Source organism: Sphingobium sp. GW821-FHT02B05 (assembly GCF_059421905.1).
Genome location: NZ_JBWKVW010000012.1, coordinates 53,289 through 73,874 on the forward strand (window position 1 = coordinate 53,289; position 20,586 = coordinate 73,874).

Below are 20,586 nucleotides of genomic sequence, written 5' to 3' on the forward strand. Positions count from 1 at the left end.
AACAGGGCGGCGATGCAGGACCGTCGGCATCTAGGGGGCAACACCATGCGCAAATCTTATCATCTCACGCTGGCCGCGGGCATCTCGCTGGCGGCATTTGCTGCTCCGGCGGCGGCGCAAACCAGCGACGCGGCCGCAACCGCCGCGCAGGGCGGCGAGTCCGAGGGTAACATCGTCGTCACCGCCAACAAGCGGACCGAACGGCTTCGCGAGGTTCCCGCCGCCGTAAGCGCGATTAGCGGTGAATCGCTCGCCCGCACCGGGGCAACCAGGCTCCAGGACTATGTGACTCGCGTGCCCGGCCTGATCCTCGACGACACCAGCTTTTCCAACGGCGCGAACCAATTGACCATCCGCGGCCTCAACACCGGCACCGGCGGCAATCCTACGGTCGGCATTTATGTCGACGACCTGCCTTATGGCGGCAGCAACAGCAGCAGCTTCGGCGGCTCGACCGTCCCCGATCTCGACCCGCTAGACCTTGAGCGCGTCGAGGTTCTTCGCGGCCCGCAAGGAACATTGTACGGTGCAGGCAGCCTTGGCGGACTATTCAAATACGTCACTGCCGCGCCCGACCCCAATGCCGCGTTCGGCCGGGTGCAGGCCGATGGCCAGTTTGTCGATGGCGGCGGATCGGGCTTCGGGCTCCGCGGCGCGGCGAACGTGCCGCTGGCCGACACCCTCGCACTGCGCGCGAGCGGCTTTTACCGCGAGGATCCCGGCTTCGTCGATAACGTCACCACCGGCGAGCGCGACATCAACCAGTCGCGCGTCTATGGGGGCCGCGGCGCGCTCGGCTGGACCCCGGCGGCAGGCTGGTCGGTGCGCGCCTCGGCGTCGCTGCAGAAGCAAGAATCGGACGGCAACGCCGTAGAAGATCACTTCATCACCGGCTTCGCGCCGAAATATGGCAATCTCCAGCAGGCCCGCGCGCCGGGTACCGGCAAGACCGAGACATTCGTCAGCGCCTATGCGCTCACGGTCCAGGGCGACCTGGGCTTCGCGACGCTGACGTCGGCAACCGGGTACAATCACCAGGATCTCGACTTCAACCTCGACGTCACCGCCGCTTATGGCGGTATCCTCGCCGCCAATGGCATCCCAGGGGCCGGTGTCGCCATTGTCACCGATGCCGGGCTCAATAAATTCACCCAGGAATTGCGGCTGGCATCCAGCGGTTCGGGGCCGCTATCATGGCAGGTCGGGGCCTTCTACACCCATGAGAAGGCCCGCACCCACCAGTTCTTCTCGGCGTTCCTCGCCGCGACCGGGGCACCCTATCCGGTAACGCTGCCGACGCTGCTCGACGCTCAGGTCCGCTCGACGTTCGAAGAAATCGCGGGCTTCGGCACGGTGACCTACGCCTTCTCGCCGGCCTTCGATATCACTGCCGGCCTGCGCTACAGCCATAACCAGCAGCGCCAGCGCCAGACCAATGACGGCCTTTTCATCGGCGCCGCCGCGATCGATACCACTTCCAGCGATGATTCGGTCACCTATCTGGTCAACCCGCGGCTGCGGCTCGGGGCGGACACGATGCTGTACGCCCGGTTTGCCACCGGCTTCCGGCCCGGCGGTCCCAACAATCCTGTGCCGGGCACTCCGGCTTCCTACGGGCCTGATCGCACCACCAATTACGAAGTCGGCGTGAAGACCGGCCTTGCCAGTGGGCTGAGCCTCGATCTGGCCGCCTATTGGATCGACTGGCGCGACATCCAGCTCAATCAGCGCAACGCCGCGGGCCTCAACTATAACGGCAATGGCGGCCGCGCAACCAGCAAGGGGGTCGAGGCATCGCTGTCGTGGCGGCCAGTCGCGGGGCTGATCGTCGACGGCAATGTCAGCTATAACGATGCGGTGCTTGCCGAGGCGCTGCCGCCGGGCAATGCCGTTGCCGCCAAGGGCGACCGCCTGCCGTCCGTGCCGAAATGGACGGCGCAGGCCAATGCCGACTATGAGTTCCCGCTGGGCGAGGACCTGCGCGGCGCCGTCGGCGGCGGCATCCGCTATATCGATGATCGTGTCGGCTATTTCGACGGTGCGGGCGTCACAAGGTATCAACTGCCGTCCTACACCGTCGCCGATCTGCGCGCGGGTCTGCGGTTCGATACATTCTCGCTCGATGTCTTCCTAAAGAATGTCGGTGACGCCCATGGCCAGGTCGCGGCCTATACCCTCGGTCCCGACGTACGGGTCTCCGTCATCCAGCCGCGGACCCTGGGCGTATCGCTCTCCAGCCGCTTCTGATCCGCGTAGTTGCCCCGATGAACCGGTACCGTTGATATGACCTTGCCCCCGAACACTATCGAACCTTTCCATGCCATCTCCATCAGCCGGCTCGCCCACCGGTTGGCGGCAGAGGGCAGGTCGGTGATCCATATGGAGTTCGGGCAACCCTCGACCGGCGCGCCGGCTGCGGCAGTCGCAGCGGCGCGCCACGTCCTCGAAACCGATCCGATGGGCTATTGGGAAAGCGATCTTCTGCGGGGGCGCATCAGCCAGTTCTACCGCGATACTCAGGCGGTCGAAATCGATCCGTCGCGCATATTGCTGACCTGCGGCGCTTCGCCGGCGCTGGTCCTGGCGTTGCTCTCTGGCTTCTCGCCCGGGGATCGGGTGGCATTGGCCCGCCCGGGCTATGTCGCGTATCGCAACAGCTTGCGCGCCCTCGCCATGACCCCGGTCGAGATCGATTGCGGCGCAGATGTCCGTTTCCAAATCTCGGCAGACGCGATCGCTGCTCTCGATCCGGCACCCGCAGGCCTGATCATCGCCAGCCCCGCAAATCCGACCGGGACGATCATCGAGCCCGAAGAACTCGAGCGTATCGTCGCGATCTGCCGTGATCGCGACATTCGTATTCTGTCCGACGAAATCTACCACGGATTGACCTACGACGCCCCCGCGGAGACCATCCTGCGATATGCGGACGACGCGTTCGTCATCAGCAGCTTCTCGAAATTTTTCAGCATGGCGGGCTGGCGGCTGGGATGGGTGGTCGCACCTGCCGATCTGGTCGAGGCAGCACGCGCACGGCTGGGCAATCTGTTCCTCAGCGCGCCATCGCTCAGCCAGCATGCAGCGCTGGCCGCCTTCGACGACATCGACGAGCTTGAAGGGCACCTTCACACCTACCGGCGCAATCGCGCACTGCTGCTCGAAGCATTGCCGGCACTTGGCCTTGGTGAAATTGCTCCGCCCGACGGTGCTTTCTATATCTATGCCTCCGTCGCGCATCTCACTGCGGACAGTCTGGCCTTCTGCACGCGCCTCCTGAATGAGACCGGGGTGGCGACAGCTCCGGGGATCGATTTCGATCCGGTGCGGGGCGGTGGCTTCATCCGCCTCAGCTTCGCCGTAGCCACTCCGTTGGTCGAGGAGGCGATCAAGCGTCTCGCCAAGTGGCTGCCGCAACAGACCCCGCTCTCCTTTGCCGCGGCCTAGCGTCAGCCCAAAGCGGCGAGCGGCGTGTTGAGAACCGGATAAGACTGCCAGTCGGCAAAGTCGTAATGCCACCATTCGTGCGGGTCGACACTGAAGCCGGCGTCCTCCATCGTCCGGCGCAGCAGGTCGCGATGCCAGCGTGCGCGGCTGGTGCCGCCGCGATAGCCGGGACCGGCACGAGCGCTTGCCTCGTCATAGTCGCTCGGCATTATGACCGGGTCGCCGCCCTCGCCCTCGATCAGGGTAAGATCGACCGCACAACCCCGATTGTGCTTCGAACCCAGCGCCGGGTCGGCGACGAACTGGCGTGCCTCCAGCGGCACTGCTTGCCAGAACAACCAGGTGACCGACCACGGACGATAGGCATCGAGGACGACCAGGCGGTATCCGTGCTCGCGCAGCGAGGCTTGCGCGCGCGCAAGTGCCTTGGCCGCGGGCCGCTGGAGATAGGCGGTAGCGCGATCGTACAACGCCAGGCCCATGAAGTTGTTGCTGGAGGCGTAGCGCATGTCGATTGCAATGCTCGGATCGACGGTGCGAATGTCGATGAGATCGCTCGCTCCGGCCGACGCCGGTAACTTTGGTGGCGAGACTTTGATGCTCTCTGCGCGGAGTCGCGCGAGGTCGGCCGAGATCGCACGACGAAATTGTGCGATCATCGCTCCGGTAAAGTCGCGCTGCTTCAGCGCTATTCCGTCGATGACCGCCGTGACTTCGCCGTGGTTTGATAGCAAAAGCCGTCCCGCCGCATCGGCGATCGGCTGGTGCGACAGGCCACAGCCGTCTGCGAACAGCACACCGCCTATTTCGTAGATGTCGAGCAGCGCCCGATCCGAACCGTAAAGGCCGATGAATGCGGCGATGGCGGGCGCGGGGTTCGCTGGCTTGGCTTCATCCATGTTCAGGCGCGCTTCCTGTCATTCGTTCGACCACACACACCTCGCGGACCATCGCCAGGACTTCGATTCGTGTCGCCAGTTTACCAATGTCATGGAAATTCTCGACGTCCACCGCGAGGGACAGGCCATCCGACGTCCGCCGAAACTCAATGCCCCAGGGGATCACGGCCTGCCGCGCCAGTGTGTCGAGCACTTGGCCAAGCACATCTGGACAGGCTTGGGTAGAGACCTTCAGCTGGACCAGCGGCGCACGCTTGGCACCATGAAGGGGCGGGATCGGTTTTGCGGATAGGTGGCAATTTGCCATGGGACGACCTTCAGACTCGATGCTCCGTGACGCCCCGGAAGGCGCGGCTCTCCGGCTCAGCAGAGCCGGGCGATGCTAATTCGAAGTCGGAGCGAGCGTAGCAAGGTCATGCCGCTCGTATAGCGCCTGCCGCGAAGCCAGGCATGCGAGCAAAGCTAATATGGTCATTGCGAGAGCATAAGTGCGGCCGGGAATAATGGGCCCAATAGCAAACCTGCATTGCCGCTCGGCGGGAGCCGCCGGAAACCGTCTGCGGACGATTTGGAAGCAGCAGACGTATGACGATCGCGGATGTCGAGCCGGTTACGGGCAAATGGGTATCAAGCGGTGCTTCGGCGCGCTGGACGATTGACGGGGGCGCCTATCTCAACTTTTCCGGCGCTTGCTATCTCGCGCTGCATCAAGAACCTTGCCTGAGAGAGGCGGCGCTGGAGGTGATCGCGCGCGGCGAGCCGTTCGCCCAGCAGCTTCCGCCGCCTTATGGTATCCGCGACACCATTTTCGAAACGGTGGAGAGCGCCGCTGCCGATTTCATGGGTACCGAGAGTGCCGTTTACTTCGCTACGGGTTTCCTGATCGGCCAGATCGGCCTGTGCGCCCATGCCGCGCCCGGCGACCACCTCTATCTGGATGCCGGCGCGCATTACAATCTCGTCCAGGCGGCGCGGCTTGCCGACCTGCCCGTCACCAAATTCGCGCATAGCGATCCGCAGGGCCTGAAAGACGCGATAGCGGCCACGCTGCAGCCCGGCCAGCGGCCGATAGTCGTGACCGATGGAATGTTCGCCACCTCGGGAGACCTGGCACCGCTGGACGCCTATGCCGAAGTGATTGCTCCGTTCGCAGGACGCATGTTCATCGATGACGCCCATGCGTTCGGCGTGCTGGGTCGCAACGGCCGGGGCACGGCGGAGCATTTCGGCGTCGAGCCCGTCGCCCACGGTGGCGCAACGCTGAGCAAGGCCTTTTGCGCGCAGGGCGCGGTGATCGGCTGCACCCGGAAAGCGGCCGAGCGGGTCAACCGGCTACCCCCAAAACGCGGCGCCAATGCAGGCTCGCCGATATCTGCGGCCGTATCAACCGCGGCGCTGCTTTATGTCGCGGCGCATCCGGAGCGCCGGGAGACGCTGTCCAGGCTTTCCGGCCATGCCCGAGCGCGACTGGGCGAAGTCGGGCTGGCGATATCCGACTCACCTTCGCCTGTCCTCGCGTTCACGATCGGGAGCCGGCACGATATGCGGCGCATTCAGGCGCGATTGTTCGACAAGGGCATCTATCTGCCGATCTCGGACTATCTGGGGGCGGGGCCCGAGGGCGTCTTTCGCTGCGCGATCTTTGCTGACCACAGCATGGATGACATCGACCGGCTCGCCAGCGAGATCGGAGCGGCGGCATGACGCGGGCGTCGATCGCTCGCGGCGCCGATGCCGTACTGGACCAAATTACCGAGGGCCTTTTGCGGCTCTACCCGGAAAATGCCGCCTATCTCGGAATCGACAAGGACAATCGCGTCGCGCTCAAATCGCGACTTAGCGACCGCTCGCCCTGCGGTGTGGCGGAGGCGAAGGCCCATGTCGAGACGATCGTACACGCGCTTGGCGCACTCGGCGACGTAGCGATGCCGCCGGATCGGCGTATCGATCTCGACGTCGCGGCGGCAGCCTATGCCTATGCGCGCGAAGGCATGGAATTTGGCTTCGGCGAGGTGGCCTGCCTCAATGTCAACCTATCGCACCGCTCGACGCCCTATGTCGTCGCGCAGAATACCGGCGCGGTGCTCGAAATACCTGAATTCCTCGACAGCCAACATGGCATCGCCAGCGACGCCGACGCCGATGCGTATCTTGCGCGGGTACGCGCTTATGGCGCCGCTCTTGCCGGCGAGACCGCGCGCATTCGCGCCGACACCGACCGAGGAATCGTCCTGCCCGACTTCCTGCTGCACAAAACCATAGCCCAGCTCAAGGCAGTCCACGACCTGCCCGGAGACCAGTGGCAGGTCGTCACCGCGCTCGCCCGGCCGGGGCGCGACGTCCCCGCTCATCTCAAAGCGGCCGAGGCGCTGGTCGCGACCGAACTGCGGCCGGCGCTCGAGCAGCAGATTGAAGCACTTGAGGATGCTATCCCCTCGGCTACGTCCGATGCCGGCGTGTGGAAGCTTCCCGACGGCGCGGCTTATTATGACTGGGCATTGCGCATGTCGACGACCAGCGCGATCAGTGCCGAGCAGGTCCACCAATTGGGGCAGGACCAGCTTCGCGAACTGCATGCCCGGATGGAACCGCTGTTGCGCAAGCGCGGCCTCACCCAAGGGTCGATCCCCGAGCGTATGGAAGCAGTGGCGACCGATCCGGCAAACCTCTACCCGAACAACGATGCCGGCCGCGCCGCATTGCTCGGCTATATCAACGACCGTCTCGCCGCCATTCGCGCCCGGATGCCCGATGCGTTCGACACACTCGTGCCTGGTAATGTCGCCGTGAAGAGGATTTCACCGGCGATCGAGCTTGGTGCTCCCGATGGCTATGCCGGTCCCGGATCGCTCGATGGCAGCACCGCCGGCATCTATTACATCAACCTGCGCGACACGGCGATCTGGCCGCGTCACGCCTTGCCGACCCTGACCTTCCATGAGGCAATTCCGGGCCATATCTGGCAGGGCGAATATGCCAATCAGCTGCCGCTCGCGCGCTCGCTGCTTTCGTTTAATGCCTATTCCGAAGGGTGGGCGCTCTATGCCGAACAACTCAGCGCGGAGCTGGGCATCTACGCGGACGACGATCTTGGAGAGCTCGGCTACCTACAATCGCTTGCCTTCCGCGCTTGCCGACTCGTTGTCGATACCGGAATCCACGCCCGGCGCTGGACTCGCGATCAGGCTATCGACTGGTTCGTTGCGAACAACGGATCGCCGCGGGCACAGGTCGCCGGAGAAGTGGATCGCTACTGCGTCTGGCCGGGACAATCGTGCAGCTACAAGATCGGCCATAGCCATCTGGCCGCGCTGCGCGATGACGCGCGAGCGCGGCTTGGCGACCGGTTTCCGGCCAGGGCGTTCAACGACATGCTGGTCCAGAGCGGCAACGTTCCGTTATCGGTTCTGACGCGTATCTCTGATGGGTTCGTCCGGCAGCATCTCGGCTGATCGGGCCTAGGCGATGCCGGGTTCCTCGGCGAGGCGCTCGCCGCGCCAGTTGCGGTACAGGAAGATCGTTCCCACCAGCACGAACAGGCACGGCGCAATCGTATAGCCGAGCCGCAGTCCGATCATTGCCTGGGGGCTCTGGTTCGCCGCGCCCCCGACGAAGCCGAACAAATGGAGCAGCTGGCCGGAGACGAACGCGCCGGCCGACGAGCCAAGCTTGATCGAGGCCACCATGATGCCGAGGTAAAAGCCGAGCGCGACGACCGTGCCGTCCGCCAGCTTTTTCTGCGCTGCGCCAAGGATCGATGTCTGGATCAGGACGCCGACTACTCCCGAGCCCAGCCCGACCACCGCCAGCCCCGCATAGGTCGCCGCGATCGGACCATAGCTGGCAACGAACAATAGGACCATCGCAGCAAGGGTCGCGATGTTGCTGGAAAGCATTGCCACCACTGCAGTGACGCGCCGGAGCAGAAATGGCGCAAGCGCCATGCCCAGTACGACGGTGATTCCCAGCGCGCCCTCAAGAAGCGCCAGCGTCCCGGCGTCGCCGCGCAGTACATATTGGTTGGCGAAGGGCAGGAATCCCAGGATGATCACCACGCTGCCGTTGAGGCACACGACAAGCCCGAGGAAATTGTAGAAGCTCTTGTTGCCGATCGTTCGGCGCAGCGATCGCCAGATCTTCGTCGGCTCGGCGTCAGCCGGAATCATCCGCACCGGAATCGCGCGGGTGCTGAGGATAAAACCGAACAGAGCGACTGCGACCACCGCAGCCATCGCCATCGCCATCAGCGAATAGCCGCGGGCACCGCCGCCCAGATTGGCCACGAGCAGCGGCAATGCGGCGCTGCCCGCGACGGAGAGGATTTGCGCGGTGATCGCAGCAAGCGCGAGCAGTCCGCTCAGCTCGCGCGGCTCCTTGGTCATCTCGGTAGCAATTGCGAATTGCGATACACCGATCGCAGTCTGGGCGATCGACGACAGGATCAGCAGCAAAACAGCGATTGTGGCGACTTGATAGACCGGCAGACCCGGCGGCAGCGCGAAGACCGCCGCCAGCGTGGCGATGAACACCAACGTCGCAATGGCTATGGCTGGCGCGCGAGAGCCGATCCGCATCGACCATTGATCGATCCAGCCCCCGAACATCGGATCGACCAGGGCGTCCCAGATTTTCGGAAGCGCAATCACCAACCCGGCGAGACCTGCAGGGATGTCGGCAATCTGGGTGAGGTAATAGAGCAACAACAGGTTGAGCGGGAGCGAACCCCAGGTAACGCCGACATTGCACAGCGTGTAGCCAAGCCACCGTGGTCGAAACATACTATTTCCGTGCAATGCCTGCCCCCAAATCTCGCGTACGATCACCGACTCTCGGCTCAGGCTATCCCAGCGCCGAAAGCGTGCCACATCGTAATCGCTAATGGCATCATCAGCGTCGCGATGCTCAAGCAACCACCGGCGTAAAGCGCAGATGATGATAATCGAAGCTGAAATCGGCGAGTGGCGACAATGCCCGCATGGTGATCCCCGTTACACCGCCGTCGACGACAGTGAATCGCACCATTGCATCCTCGCCGACACCGCGGGGAAATCGGGTTCGGAAAGCGTCATGGCCAAAGGCCTCGAGCGGGCCGGCAAAGGCAGGCGTCGGAAGGAAGCGGAGCGTCAGACCACCATCCGCAAGGCCGACTTCGATGTCACCGTACCAGGGGTCACGATAGGTTCCCGTGTAGCGCGTCAGCGGCAAGGAGGGGCGACCTTCCGGCGCGGGCATGCCACCATCGTCGATAACTGCATGTACCTGGGCATGCAGACTGTCGACCGTTCCGCGCGCAGCGGACAACCAATCAAAGGGTTCGACGCCGATCAGCTGGTCGAGCAGGGCGTAGCGCAGCGCAGAAAGCGCATCGGCTTCGCCGGAATTGGTGAATATTGCCAATCCGATCCCCGCATCGGGCAGCAATACGATCCGCGAGGTCTGTCCGGCGAGTTGTCCAGCATGCGTCAGCATCCGGCGATCGCGATATTCGGTGACGCCCCATCCCAGCGCATAGCTTTCGAGGACAGCGCGATGCGGCGCATCTGCGTCGGGCCCGGGCCCGCTGGCAATGATCGTCTGTGGTTGCCACATCTCGTTCGCCTGCACCTCGCTCCACAGGCGCGCACCGCTCGACAGTCGCCCCTTGTTCAGCTGAACCTGCAGCCACGGCACGATATCGGCGATGCTGGCATGGATGCCACCGGCAGGCCCGTTCACGTCGGATTCGTCCGCGGCAATCTTCTCGATCGGCCCCATGCCGATCACCGGCGGGCCCAAACGCGCGTGCCGCGCGACGCACTTATCCGATAGCGCCAGCGATGGGTTGGGCGCCGCGTCGGTCATGCCCAGCGGAGCGAAGATCGTGCGCGCCACATAATCATTCCAGGTCAGGCCGGTGACCTGCTCTAGGACCATGCCCGCGACGATGTAGAGGCAATTGTCATAGGCATAGCCGGCCCGGAATCCGGCTGCCGGTGCGAAATGCGGCAGCGCTGCCATGACCTGGCTTGCGGTAAAATCGCCCTTCCGCACCAGCATCAGGTCGCCCGCGCCTAAAGGAAGCCCGCTGCGATGCACCAGCAAGTCGCGCACCGTCATCATCTGCGTGACGGCCGGATCCGACATGCGAAAATCCGGGAGGTGGCGAACCACCGGGTCCTCCCAGCCGAGATTGCCCTTATCGACCTCAATTGCCAGGCAGGCAGACAGGAATGCCTTGCTGTTCGAAGCGATTGCGAACTGGCTGTGGATGTCGACCGGTGCATCCTGATCCAGAGCGCGGACGCCAAGTGACTCGAGCATCACCCTCCCATCTGGCTGAACGATCGCTATCCCGATGCCGGGGATTTCGAACTCCCGCATGAAGGCAAGCGCGATGGCCCGAATCTGCTGTTGCAAGCTGGCGATCCCAGTCAATCGAGATACGGGGCGCGGTTGCCGGCGATGCGGGTCCATTCCTCCGCCGTGAACGGCAATTGCGACGTGACCAGGGAGTCATGTTCGAGCGGGGAGCACAATGATGGCCAGTCCGACCCCATCACGAACCGCTCGATGCCAATGCGACGGGCAATCTGCACGAAGCGTTCGAGCAAGATAATATTCTCGGCAGAGGTCGGATCGAGCACCAGCACGACCGACAGATCGATGATAATGCCGCTCGAACCCGGCGCATGCCGTTCCAGCGCTTCGGCATAATGTTCGAGCACCATGACAGAATCGGCGACGCCGCCGCCGCCGCCGCCATGGGCCAATTGCACGATGATGCCCTCGGCCCGGCTGAGCACCGCGTCGATGAATATCCGCGTGGCGGATGGGTCGAACGGGCCAGCATGCCGCACATGGATCAGGAGTGGGAGCCCGGTTTCTCGCACCGCTCCAACAAACTCGGCAAGCACGGATACCTGCGCCGGAGACTGCGGGTCGAAACCACTATTTCCTAGGTGGAGCTTGACCCCAGATGCGCCGGGCCTCCCCGCCCAATAATGCAACTCATCGATTGCGAAGGCACTGAAAGGATTGATTCCGACAAACGCCTTTAACCGGCCGTCTGATGCCAGGGCAGCATCGACGTTGAACTGGTTCTCATCGCGCGTCAGCGCCGCAGCATTGGTCATTCCCGGTGTGGCAAAAGGGGAACTGAACATATAGGCCTCGGACAGCAACACGCCTTGGGCAATCCCGGCTTCATCGAGCTGACGGAGCGCATCCGTTCCTTCGCGCGGCTCGAGTAGTGCCGGATTCAACTGTGCGAACATCGCTGGCATTCGCTGTGCCACGCTGCGCAGTTCGGCGGTGGCCTCCGGCGATTGGATGTGCAGGTGGTGGTCCGCGGCCGATACGATACGGCAGGGCTCGCTTGGCTCTCCTTTGGCTTCCAGAAGCTGAGCGCCGTCCTTCAAACACATCCAACCAACCCCGTCCTGATACGCCGACATACGACGCGCCGAGCGGGTCAATTGCCACGAAAGAAAGCTAATGTGCTCATTAGATTCCGCAAATCACATTCGCCATGCGTCGCTCTTTACGGATTTAAACTCACGCTGAGCAGGATCATGTATTGCGTCATCCCGATCACCTCACCGGCCACGTACCCACCTTGAGATATCAACGCGAGGGTGGAATTGGTGCGATCACTATGCTGCTCGACCTGAATCTCGCCGGGGCGGGCACCAATTTTTTTGAATTGCTCGTGCGCGACGCGCTCCGCTTGGGCTTGCGGGCCCGGTCCTTAATAGGGCATCAGGTACCAGTAGATGTCAGCCGACTATCGGCCGAATCCGAGCCCAAATTGGAAAGTGAACAAACGATCGGTTCGGTGAGGCTCGGGGACGATTGAATATCGTCTTCTGGGTCTTTCCAGCTTCGCTAACTTCCTGAACGGATGTCCGCTTCGTCCAACCGCGCGCCCAAAAACCGCCGGTCCGAAACCGGCCAGCTTCAACCGTCATCCTGTGCATCTCGGGCGAACGCCGGAGGTCGGCTTTTGAAAGAACCCGCCGTTCGATACATCGCTGGCGAAAGGCGGAAAAGTCCCAGGACCTTTCGGCAGCAGTCCGACCGACCCGTCGTTCAGCAAACGCGGCGCGAATGACCGCTCGAACTGGAGTTTGTCATTCGCCTTACGCCGACGTCCGCTGTCCCCACGCGCTTATTGTAACTGTTCAGGCTCAGACCGCCGCGACACCGCCATCAACGAAGAGCTCATGGCCCGCGACGAAACTGCTCTCTTCCGACGCCAGGAACAGCACGGCACGGGCGACATCTTCGAGGCGCGCAAGGCGCCCCAGCGGAACCCCCTTGATAATTTCTTCCTCGGCGCCGGGCGTCTTGTCGAAGAAGTCCCGGATCAGGTGCGTTTCCGTGGCACCTGGCGCGATTACGTTTACGCGGATGCCCCGGTCCTTCAGATCGTTGGTCCAACTGCGCGCGAAAGAACGAACCGCTGCCTTGCTGGCATTGTAGAGCGACTGGGATGGATACGCCTTTGAACCCGCGATCGAGCCATTGAGGACGATGACTCCACCCTGCGTCATCAGCGGCAGTGCCTTCTGCACGGTGAAAACCATCGCTTTGACGTTGAGGCCGAACGTGGAATCGAAATGGGATTCCTCGATGGCTTCAAGCGGGACGGGTTCGTGCATGCCGGCATTGGCGAAAACGACATCGACCCTGCCGTGGTCACGCTCGATGCGCTCGTAGAGCGTCGTGAGGTCGGCAAGGTTCGTAACGTCGCCCTGTACGCCGATCGCGCCGTGACCGATCTGGCGAACCGCGTCATCGAGCGATGCCTGTCGACGCCCAGTGATGTACACCAACGCCCCTTCCTCAGCGAAGTGCTGCGCGGATGCCAACCCGATGCCGTCACTACCGCCGGTAATCACTACGACCTTGTCTTCGAACCGCTTTGTCATCATATCGTCTTTCGATAAGTGGAGGAATTCTCCACTTCAAATATGGAGGAATCCTCCACTTAGCAAGTCGAGGATGAAAGGTTTGACCGAAGCAGGCCTACGCGCTGACGCGGAACGGAACCGCCAAAGCATTCTCGTCGCGGCGGAGGAACTCTTCCTGGAGCGGGGCGCCGGCATTCCGCTGGAGGAGGTGGCGAAGCGCGCGAAGGTCGGGATCGGCACGCTCTATCGTCGCTTCCCGACGCGGGAATCGCTTCTGGCGGCCACCAGCAACGAGCGGTTCTTGTCGGTCGCGGAGACGAGTTGCGCGCGTGATACGGATCAGGATCCCGGCGACGCAATGCGCCAGTTTCTCGAGGAGCTCGCGATCAATACGAGCGTCTATCAAAGCCTCGCCGCCTCGCTAGGGACTGTCATCCAACACGGCACTCCCGGCTGTATGGCAATCACCTCGGAAGGGCAGCGACTGCTTCGGCGCGCGCAGGAGGCAGGAACCATTCGGGCCGACGCGACCTTCGACGACATCATCTGTGTGGTGAGCGCGATATCAATCGCGGTCGAAAAGGAAACCGCACCGGTGTCGCGCGTTGCGCATCTGGTGGACCTGCTCCTCAACGGCATGCTTGTGCGGTGATGCGTCCGGTGCCCTGCACGGGCTGACCTCTCCGGGAACCATTGCCTGGGTGAGAGCCGCTAAGCCGCGGCGAGATGCCGGGCGATGTTGGCCATGCAGACTGCCATATAGCCCTTCCACTGCGCCTGCACGAACAGCCACAGCGGCAATCTGGCGATCCGGTTCTTCGCGGCGAAGGTGTAGGTCCACGTCACCTCGACCTCGCCGCCTTGCTGCTCGAACCAGAATTGTCCGACCGCCCCCGACATGAGATATTTGAGCGCGAAGCTCGGCTGCCAGATGCGATAGGCGAAGTAGCGCGCGCGCTGGTAGTGCGTCACCCCTTCCCGGACGGTGCTACCGTCCGCGAGGTGCACCGTCCGCGTCGAGCCCGGCTGATCCCACGGGCCTGACACCTGCGAGGTGGCGACTATCCCGGGCAAAAGGCCGTAGCCAGTAAGGATCTTGGGCAGGACATCCTCCGCCACAAGGAAGTCGAACACGTCTTCGATCCGTCCCGGAACGCGGATCTGCTGCGTCACGGCGGCGCGGACCGTGGACGGTATCTGGGCTGAAGCATCCGGCAGCGACTGGTTGAGGGTTGCAGTCGTCATCTCGAGATTCCTTCGTCTGTAGCGGTGTGGGGGTCAGAGCGTGCCATCTGTGAGCATCTCGCGGGTGCGCTTCAGCGTGGAGAGCAAGGCGGCCTTGTAGCCCTTGTCGCTGTCGAACTGCGCCTGCTCGGCCTGTTCCTTGGGGCCGCCGGGGGTTTGCCCGCGCAGGCCGAGATAGCAGTAGAATTTGAGTTGAAGCTGGCCCGCTTCGTCCTCGAACAGTTCATTGACGATGGCGCCCTCGCGTGGGCCGGTTGCCTGGAAGAAGGTGATCTTGGCTTGTTGCTCCAGCACGATGATCTCGCGCAGGTCCTGGCCGGCGATCGTCGCCTCGCGCACGAAGTGGGTGGCGCTCTCCTCGGTCACGTCGCAGCGGGTGCACAGGCCCGGCGGCAGGAAAAGGCGGGCGTCGCGGGCCTTGCGCTCCAGCCCCTGCCACACCTGTTCGCGGGTCAGCGGCGTCTCGCCTTCGGGGTTCACGGCGACGGTGGCGGTCGAATAGATCATGATGATGGTCCTTGTTCGGAAAGGTGGGAAAGGGGTCAGCCGACGATCTGCGCGACGTGATCGCGGTAGGTGCGCAAGGGGCGGCCGAGCAGCGCGGTCAGCCGGTCGACATCGCCCGCCTCGGGGATCATGCCGTCGCTCTGGAAGCGCTCGGCCATCTGGCGCATGTCATAGGCCATCCAGCTGGGCATGAAGGCGCGCAAATTCTGTTCGAAGCCGGCGGTGTCGTTGCCGGGGAAGACGATCTCGCGGCCGAGAACGTCGGACCATATCGCGGCGGCGTCCGCGCCGGTCAGCGTGTCGGGCCCGACCAGGTTGATATAGGTCGTCGGCAGCGGCTCAATCGCCTCAACGCGGCGGATCAGCTCGATCGCGGCGACCTCGCCGACATCGCGCGCGTCGATCATCGCCAGGCCCTTGTCACCGATCGGCATGGGATAGATGCCGTAGCCGGTGACCACGTCCTTCACCGTGATCTCATTGTCCATGAAATAGGCGGGGCGCAGGATCGTGGCGTGCAGGCCCATCGCCTCGATCATCCGCTCGACGCCGAACTTGCCGGCGAAATGCGGCACGTTGACGTAGATGTCGCTGTGGATCACCGATAAATAGACGATCCGCTCGATCCCGACCTCGCGGGCGATGTTGAGCGCGATCACCGCCTGGGTGAACTCCTCCGCGACTACGCCGTTCAGCAGGAACAAGGTCGACACGCCCGACATCGCGGCGCGCAAGGAGTCCACATCGAGCAGGTCGCCCTGGACGACGGTCACGCCGGCGGGGAAGCTGGCTTTGGCGGGATCGCGGACAAGGGCGCGGACATCGGCGCCGCGTGCGACGAGCTGGCCGACGACATTGCGGCCGATAGTGCCGGTAGCGCCGGTTACGAGAATGGTCATTGTGGTCACTCCTTGGTTGAGCCGGTTGGCATGTCCCAATTTAGTGATCCACACGCACGCCAATAGACGCTATATCTGGACAGGCCGTCTCACAGGTGGAACATATGGATCTCCTCGCGCTCGCAGATTTCAACCTGGTTGCGCGGCACGGAGGGTTCGGTAAGGCGGCCCGCGCCGCTGCACGCCCAAAGGCGACATTGTCTCGGCGCGTGGCGGAATTGGAGGCTAGCCTCGACTTGCGCCTGTTCGAGCGGGGCGCGCGGGCACTCAAGTTGACGGAGGAAGGACGGGCGCTGTTTGAACGAACCGCCATCCTCCTCACCGAGCTTGACGAAACGGCGGCCGCCATCGCTTCGCGCGGCCATAACCCCCGGGGACGGCTGCGGATCAGCGCACCATTGCTCTTTTCGCAGATCGCGATGGGCAGGATCGCGGCAGGGTTCGCGGTCAAATTCCCGGAGATACGCCTGGAAGTCACGACCGAGGACCGGGCGGTCGACATGGTCGAGGAGGCCTATGATCTGGTGATCAGGGTCAACCCCGCGCCGGATGATGCGTTGGTCGGACGCGCCTTCCTCCAGGATCGTCTTGTCGCAGTGGCAAGTCCGGACTTGCATCGTTTGACCGATGCTCCGGTGCCGGCAGTCGTGCGCGGGGCCATCGGGCAACGGCAGACATGGGAGTTGGCAACTGCATCGGGCAAGACGAACATCCAAGTCGATCCTATCCTCGGACTGTCATCGCTGGTGATGGTGCGCGATGCGGTACGCGCGGGGGCCGGCGTGGCGCGGCTCCCGCTGTCGCTGGTCAGCCACGACCTAGTCACCGGCATACTGGTGCATTGGGGCGACATCGAAGGGCCAGGCACTGCGCTATGGGCACTGTATCCCTCACGCCGCTTGCTAAGTTCACGCGTCTCGGCATTCCTTGACCATCTCAAGGAAGCCTTCCCACAGGGAACACCGGAGGAACTGGCCGCCTATATTGCGTGGTGACGGGCGAGGTGCCCGCGAGGATAAGATCGGAGGACAGCTTCTGACTGTAGCTGCCGTTCGATGGCAGATTGTGAATGGCGCAAAAGTCCCAGGCGCCCGTGTCCGGCTCTCTTCCGGAAATGGGCGCCAAAGGTTCAAATCTCGGTGTTTTCGGCAAGGGCAAGCGCGTCTTCCATGTCGATTCCGAGATAGCGTACCGTATTCTCTATCTTGCTATGACCGATAAGAATCTGGACAGCTCGCAGATTGCCGGTCGCCCTGTAGATGATCGATGCCTTCGTTCGCCGAAGCGAGTGGGTCCCATACTCGCTTCGCATCAAACCGACCCTTGTCACCCATCCGTCGACGAGCCAAGCATACTGCCGTGTGCTCAGATGCCCATTGACCCGGCTGGGGAAAACATAGTCGTTCACCGTGCCGCCTCGGCGTTCGAGCCATGCCAGCAGGCTGGCCTGAGTATCGGGCAGCAGTTCGCATTGAACGGGCCGCCGCGTTTTCTGCTGCATCACGATCGCCCGCGTTCGGATCTGGCCTCCGCTGACAAGGTCGCCGATCTTCATCTGCACGAGGTCGCAGCCTCGAAGCTTGCTGTCGATCGCCAGATCGAACAGGGCACGATCTCGCAGGCGGCGGCGCTGGTTAAGGTAGAACCGGATTTCCCAAATCTGCTTCGGTTTCAGGGCCCGCTTTGCACCCACGGTCCTTCCGGCATTCCAAACCGGGCGCTTGGTGGCGATGAGTTCTACTTCAGACATATCCATGATCGTTCTCCGATGGCCACATTGGCCATCTGCAGAACGCTCGCCGACGAGGATGCGCAGGACTTGCTGTGCGGCTCGTGCCGACCAGAGATTGCCGTTCACGTCTGATGGCGCGAACGTCCGGGTCTGTCAGGAGCTGCCAATCGAGCACCATGAAGCCGCCGGTCGGCAGCCGCTCAGACATTGTCATTCAGGCCATCGCCATGGCTTCTCGAACGAGTGATTCGGGAAGCCGCTACTAGGACGGATATGGTATGTAAACATGTGACCGGACATGCTGGCGCGGCTGTCGTAGCGTTTGTGGTGGCCCAGCGATGCCGACGCAAGCGCAATGCGCGATCAATCCAGGCTGAGGTGCACCGCGTCCAGCAAGACGGCCAGCGCCGGCAAGAAGGCGGCAGGCACGCGGAGTCGGCGTAGATGGGCCGCCCGCCTGAGACTATTGTCCATAAGGGTGGCTATTTTGATCGCCTGACCATAGCGCTCGATCAGCATCTGGAGCAGACGATCGGGATCACCATAGGGCGCCCAGCCGGCGAGTTCTTCAGTAGCCGCTGTTTCTGGATCATGGCTGTCGCTCACAGCGTCGCGGCTGTGGCCGGGACAGCGGGAGAGGCCGCCGTCGCTCCCAGCATGGCGCCGGACCCATTGCTTGCAGCCTGGGGCCTCGCGCCGCTTGATACCGTGCGGGCAGATCTGGCAGTCGAAGCGCTGGGCACGTGGCTGGTTTTCTTTCGTCAAGGGCGTCGGGCTGGAGTCGAGGCGGAGGCAGCACCCGCGCCTGGATGCACCGCCATCGCAGCATCCATCTGATGGAGAACGCGCCGGACGCGGCCTGAATGAGCATCCCACTAGACGTGTCGGCGTCTTCGGCGCGCGTCGACATAACCGGTTGTCGATCGGCCAGATGATCAGGAGGGTAAAATGGCAGATTGCCGATCATGAGGAGGCCACCCAGCCAGCCACAGGAGATGGTGGGTCTGCCGCCACGCCGATTCCTCCGGCACAAGTGCCGCAAACGCGAGGGGCGCCTGTATCTTGGTGCTGCGGTTATAGGCGGGCTTCATTCCATAAGGAGCGTGCGATCGACGAGTCCGAGGTGGGCCGGCTTTTCGACCGCCAATCTGTAGAATGTGACACTTGCGAGCAAAGCCGCCGAGATGAGAGCAAATTGGCCGACCGGCGCGGGGGGCTTCCTTCCTTCAGGTGTCAACGCGCCAACACGCATCATAGTCGTTAGCTTACGTCATTTCGCTACAGTCCTGGGGTTGATCCCCCGTTCGCGGATCGGGGTCGCGACGTGCGTGGTCGTGTCACTCCCGCGACGAACTTGTCCCTTAATACTCGCTTTCATTCCCTCGAAAGGATCGCGCCATGAAACTATGGGATCAAACATCTAGACTTAGCAGAGACATGTCTTCTTCTGACGAGAGCCCGCTCGGGCGAAGGCGGATTATTGACCAAAGCCAACCACGCCAACGGCATATTTTCATAAAGCCGTAGCCTCTTTAAACCCGCAACATGAAGATGCCAGAAAAAGAAAAAACAACTTTACAACATTTCCGCGCCTTCCGTCGGTTGCTGCCTCGATTGGAAAGACGGTATGTGCGCCCGAATGTTGAACGAAGCCTTGAGTACCTCCTTATACGATGCCGTCGCAATGTCGCTTTCCCGGGACGGGATCGACGGACTTTCCCTGCGCGGGGTTACGGCGCAGGTTGGCAAGAGCACATCCGCAGTATTTGCGCTTTTCGGTGGCAAGGATGGCCTGCTGCGCGCGACCATGGAGGCTCTGGCGATCATGGATGCTGCATTTCACGATCGCCTGTCAGCTGATCTTGCCGGCTTGCCGATCGACGGGGCAACATTAGTGCAGATAGTCATCGATTACATCCGCGCCCGCCACAAACAGGATTTTGCGCGTAGCTGGCTGGAGGCCGTCTATAAAAGCGCTCAGTTCCCGCCATTAGCCGATATTTGCCGGCAATGGGATGCGACGCGCACAGCTTTCTGGACGCGCCTGCTCGCCGATAGCGCCTTTGCTCCACTCGCGCCCCTGCTCTCGGCCTATATATTGAGCGAGGAAGCCTATGCCGCCGCCCTGATGGGCAGGGTCGATCATGGCATCTTGTTGCAGGAGACGATTAACGGGCTGATCGCAGGGTGCGGACAGGTGCATGATCCTATCCGCCCGCGCGGGCGGATAGGATCATGGGCAGAACGGCGTGCTTTTTCCGATGCACCGGCTACACTGCCCGAGGCGCCAAGCAAACTTCAAGACCTGATGGACGCTGCTGCGCAAGAAATAATCCGCCATGGGGTATCGGGCATCAATCTCAAGAAGATCGCCCAGCGGGCAGGCGTTCCGCCGTCCCAGATAGTCTATCACTATGGCGCCTTCGCGACCTTTCGCCATCAGGCAATCTGGAAGGCGCTGATGCACGCCCTGCCGAGATATCTTGATCTAGCCTCCGCGTCCGCTCTGCCCGATGCTAGTCGTGACTGGAGCTTGCAATTGGCGCAGACGACGCAGTCTGCGACGCCTGATGATCCCGCCGGTTTCTATGTAAACTATGCACGCACGCTGGGACAGACCAGCCTGTCGGTGCCGCGCGAACAGGATCTGGAACCCCTCGTCATGCAGCTGCGCGTAATCGAGGGCGTCGGCATTTTCAACGCGAGCCATAGTCACTGGCCACCCGCGCTGGCTTTGTCACGGGATACGGCCGGCGCCTTTGCCATATGGATCAAAGGGCGAGCGATCCTCAACGAAGCGACGGGGATGCCTGCGGTGGCGACTGCCAAGCTGATCGTGCATGCCGCAGCGACGATGGCGGCAGGCAATGATGGTCTGGCGACGGGCCGGGCCTAACAAGCGCAACCGTTTCAAACCAGCGTTACGGGATTCAAGGCGGATACCAGTTGAGTCAGCTGTGTCGGCGGCG

General features: G+C 62.7%; 19 protein-coding genes. 8 read left to right on the forward strand and 11 right to left on the reverse strand.

Annotation, left to right across the window (positions count from 1 at the left end; all coding sequences use genetic code 11):
- Positions 1 to 45 precede the first annotated feature (45 nt).
- Positions 46 to 2,247 (forward strand): TonB-dependent receptor, encoded by a 2,202-nt coding sequence (locus tag AC07UX_RS19665; protein ID WP_495193662.1) that lies wholly within the window; start codon positions 46 to 48, stop codon positions 2,245 to 2,247.
- Between the two features lie 36 nt (positions 2,248 to 2,283).
- Positions 2,284 to 3,444 carry an aminotransferase class I/II-fold pyridoxal phosphate-dependent enzyme gene (locus AC07UX_RS19670; protein WP_495193663.1) on the forward strand — a complete coding sequence of 387 codons (1,161 nt, stop codon included), beginning with the start codon at positions 2,284 to 2,286 and terminating at the stop codon, positions 3,442 to 3,444.
- A 2-nt stretch (positions 3,445 to 3,446) separates the two neighbouring features.
- Here AC07UX_RS19670 and AC07UX_RS19675 read toward each other — a convergent pair whose 3' ends face one another.
- Both AC07UX_RS19675 and AC07UX_RS19680 read right to left on the reverse strand, forming a co-directional pair.
- Complete coding sequence (locus AC07UX_RS19675; RefSeq protein WP_495193664.1) at positions 3,447 to 4,343, reverse strand: M15 family metallopeptidase; 897 nt, start codon at positions 4,341 to 4,343, stop codon at positions 3,447 to 3,449.
- Positions 4,336 to 4,536: a hypothetical protein gene (locus AC07UX_RS19680; protein WP_495193665.1), complete on the reverse strand. Its 201-nt coding sequence runs from the start codon at positions 4,534 to 4,536 to the stop codon at positions 4,336 to 4,338. The genes AC07UX_RS19675 and AC07UX_RS19680 overlap by 8 nt, the downstream gene beginning before the upstream one ends.
- A 548-nt stretch (positions 4,537 to 5,084) precedes the next feature.
- Here AC07UX_RS19680 and AC07UX_RS19685 point away from each other — a divergent pair.
- Together AC07UX_RS19685 and AC07UX_RS19690 are read left to right on the forward strand one after the other, a co-directional pair.
- Complete coding sequence (locus AC07UX_RS19685) at positions 5,085 to 6,047, forward strand: aminotransferase class I/II-fold pyridoxal phosphate-dependent enzyme (RefSeq protein WP_495193666.1); 963 nt, start codon at positions 5,085 to 5,087, stop codon at positions 6,045 to 6,047.
- Positions 6,044 to 7,795 (forward strand): DUF885 domain-containing protein, encoded by a 1,752-nt coding sequence (locus tag AC07UX_RS19690; RefSeq protein ID WP_495193667.1) that lies wholly within the window; start codon positions 6,044 to 6,046, stop codon positions 7,793 to 7,795. Before AC07UX_RS19685 ends, AC07UX_RS19690 begins: the two co-directional genes overlap by 4 nt.
- 6 nt (positions 7,796 to 7,801) lie before the next feature.
- Here the strand turns inward: AC07UX_RS19690 and AC07UX_RS19695 are convergent, their stop codons facing one another.
- The 3 genes from AC07UX_RS19695 to AC07UX_RS19705 are packed head-to-tail and all read right to left on the reverse strand — an operon-like array spanning position 7,802 to position 11,797.
- The gene (locus AC07UX_RS19695; RefSeq protein ID WP_495193668.1) at positions 7,802 to 9,253 is read right to left on the reverse strand and encodes an MFS transporter; all 1,452 of its coding nucleotides are present in this window, start codon (positions 9,251 to 9,253) and stop codon (positions 7,802 to 7,804) included.
- A complete protein-coding gene (locus AC07UX_RS19700; protein ID WP_495193669.1) occupies positions 9,246 to 10,796 on the reverse strand; it encodes a serine hydrolase in 1,551 nt (516 codons plus the stop codon). Before AC07UX_RS19700 ends, AC07UX_RS19695 begins: the two co-directional genes overlap by 8 nt.
- The gene (locus tag AC07UX_RS19705; RefSeq protein WP_495193670.1) at positions 10,754 to 11,797 is read right to left on the reverse strand and encodes an amidohydrolase family protein; all 1,044 of its coding nucleotides are present in this window, start codon (positions 11,795 to 11,797) and stop codon (positions 10,754 to 10,756) included. Before AC07UX_RS19705 ends, AC07UX_RS19700 begins: the two co-directional genes overlap by 43 nt.
- Before the next feature lie 101 nt (positions 11,798 to 11,898).
- Between AC07UX_RS19705 and AC07UX_RS19710 the strand changes: the two genes are divergently transcribed.
- The gene (locus tag AC07UX_RS19710) at positions 11,899 to 12,177 is read left to right on the forward strand and encodes a hypothetical protein (RefSeq protein ID WP_495193671.1); all 279 of its coding nucleotides are present in this window, start codon (positions 11,899 to 11,901) and stop codon (positions 12,175 to 12,177) included.
- 331 nt (positions 12,178 to 12,508) lie between these two features.
- Here AC07UX_RS19710 and AC07UX_RS19715 read toward each other — a convergent pair whose 3' ends face one another.
- Positions 12,509 to 13,255 (reverse strand): SDR family NAD(P)-dependent oxidoreductase, encoded by a 747-nt coding sequence (locus tag AC07UX_RS19715; RefSeq protein ID WP_495193672.1) that lies wholly within the window; start codon positions 13,253 to 13,255, stop codon positions 12,509 to 12,511.
- Between the two features lie 70 nt (positions 13,256 to 13,325).
- On the opposite strand from AC07UX_RS19715, the gene AC07UX_RS19720 reads away from it, so the two are divergent.
- Positions 13,326 to 13,886, forward strand: a complete 561-nt coding sequence (locus AC07UX_RS19720; RefSeq protein WP_495193673.1) for a TetR/AcrR family transcriptional regulator — start codon at positions 13,326 to 13,328, stop codon at positions 13,884 to 13,886.
- A 59-nt stretch (positions 13,887 to 13,945) separates the two neighbouring features.
- Here the strand turns inward: AC07UX_RS19720 and AC07UX_RS19725 are convergent, their stop codons facing one another.
- From AC07UX_RS19725 to AC07UX_RS19735, 3 genes are read right to left on the reverse strand one after another with little or no spacing between them, the layout of a single operon-like run.
- Positions 13,946 to 14,479 carry an SRPBCC family protein gene (locus AC07UX_RS19725; protein ID WP_495193674.1) on the reverse strand — a complete coding sequence of 178 codons (534 nt, stop codon included), beginning with the start codon at positions 14,477 to 14,479 and terminating at the stop codon, positions 13,946 to 13,948.
- A 33-nt stretch (positions 14,480 to 14,512) separates the two neighbouring features.
- Positions 14,513 to 14,986 carry an AtaL-like protein gene (locus AC07UX_RS19730; protein ID WP_495193675.1) on the reverse strand — a complete coding sequence of 158 codons (474 nt, stop codon included), beginning with the start codon at positions 14,984 to 14,986 and terminating at the stop codon, positions 14,513 to 14,515.
- A 35-nt stretch (positions 14,987 to 15,021) separates the two neighbouring features.
- Positions 15,022 to 15,885 carry an NmrA/HSCARG family protein gene (locus tag AC07UX_RS19735; protein ID WP_495193676.1) on the reverse strand — a complete coding sequence of 288 codons (864 nt, stop codon included), beginning with the start codon at positions 15,883 to 15,885 and terminating at the stop codon, positions 15,022 to 15,024.
- Between the two features lie 104 nt (positions 15,886 to 15,989).
- On the opposite strand from AC07UX_RS19735, the gene AC07UX_RS19740 reads away from it, so the two are divergent.
- Positions 15,990 to 16,880 carry a LysR family transcriptional regulator gene (locus AC07UX_RS19740; RefSeq protein ID WP_495193677.1) on the forward strand — a complete coding sequence of 297 codons (891 nt, stop codon included), beginning with the start codon at positions 15,990 to 15,992 and terminating at the stop codon, positions 16,878 to 16,880.
- Positions 16,881 to 17,014: 134 nt separating this feature from the next.
- Here AC07UX_RS19740 and AC07UX_RS19745 read toward each other — a convergent pair whose 3' ends face one another.
- A complete protein-coding gene (locus AC07UX_RS19745) occupies positions 17,015 to 17,641 on the reverse strand; it encodes a tyrosine-type recombinase/integrase (protein WP_495193678.1) in 627 nt (208 codons plus the stop codon).
- A 339-nt stretch (positions 17,642 to 17,980) separates the two neighbouring features.
- Positions 17,981 to 18,382 (reverse strand): hypothetical protein, encoded by a 402-nt coding sequence (locus tag AC07UX_RS19750; protein WP_495193679.1) that lies wholly within the window; start codon positions 18,380 to 18,382, stop codon positions 17,981 to 17,983.
- A 919-nt stretch (positions 18,383 to 19,301) separates the two neighbouring features.
- On the opposite strand from AC07UX_RS19750, the gene AC07UX_RS19755 reads away from it, so the two are divergent.
- The gene (locus tag AC07UX_RS19755) at positions 19,302 to 20,513 is read left to right on the forward strand and encodes a hypothetical protein (RefSeq protein WP_495193680.1); all 1,212 of its coding nucleotides are present in this window, start codon (positions 19,302 to 19,304) and stop codon (positions 20,511 to 20,513) included.
- Positions 20,514 to 20,586: the final 73 nt, after the last annotated feature.

Bases quoted from the DNA above. Each gene is read 5' to 3' on its own strand.
- AC07UX_RS19745 (WP_495193678.1), bottom strand. From the start codon at position 17,641: ATGGATATGTCTGAAGTAGAACTCATCGCCACCAAGCGCCCGGTTTGG.
- AC07UX_RS19665 (WP_495193662.1), top strand. From the start codon at position 46: ATGCGCAAATCTTATCATCTCACGCTGGCCGCGGGCATCTCGCTGGCG.
- AC07UX_RS19690 (WP_495193667.1), top strand. From the start codon at position 6,044: ATGACGCGGGCGTCGATCGCTCGCGGCGCCGATGCCGTACTGGACCAA.
- AC07UX_RS19725 (WP_495193674.1), bottom strand. From the start codon at position 14,479: ATGACGACTGCAACCCTCAACCAGTCGCTGCCGGATGCTTCAGCCCAG.
- AC07UX_RS19755 (WP_495193680.1), top strand. From the start codon at position 19,302: ATGTCGCTTTCCCGGGACGGGATCGACGGACTTTCCCTGCGCGGGGTT.
- AC07UX_RS19675 (WP_495193664.1), bottom strand. From the start codon at position 4,343: ATGGATGAAGCCAAGCCAGCGAACCCCGCGCCCGCCATCGCCGCATTC.
- AC07UX_RS19730 (WP_495193675.1), bottom strand. From the start codon at position 14,986: ATGATCTATTCGACCGCCACCGTCGCCGTGAACCCCGAAGGCGAGACG.
- AC07UX_RS19715 (WP_495193672.1), bottom strand. From the start codon at position 13,255: ATGATGACAAAGCGGTTCGAAGACAAGGTCGTAGTGATTACCGGCGGT.
- AC07UX_RS19740 (WP_495193677.1), top strand. From the start codon at position 15,990: ATGGATCTCCTCGCGCTCGCAGATTTCAACCTGGTTGCGCGGCACGGA.
- AC07UX_RS19735 (WP_495193676.1), bottom strand. From the start codon at position 15,885: ATGACCATTCTCGTAACCGGCGCTACCGGCACTATCGGCCGCAATGTC.
- AC07UX_RS19670 (WP_495193663.1), top strand. From the start codon at position 2,284: ATGACCTTGCCCCCGAACACTATCGAACCTTTCCATGCCATCTCCATC.
- AC07UX_RS19720 (WP_495193673.1), top strand. From the start codon at position 13,326: ATGAAAGGTTTGACCGAAGCAGGCCTACGCGCTGACGCGGAACGGAAC.
- AC07UX_RS19700 (WP_495193669.1), bottom strand. From the start codon at position 10,796: ATGGACCCGCATCGCCGGCAACCGCGCCCCGTATCTCGATTGACTGGG.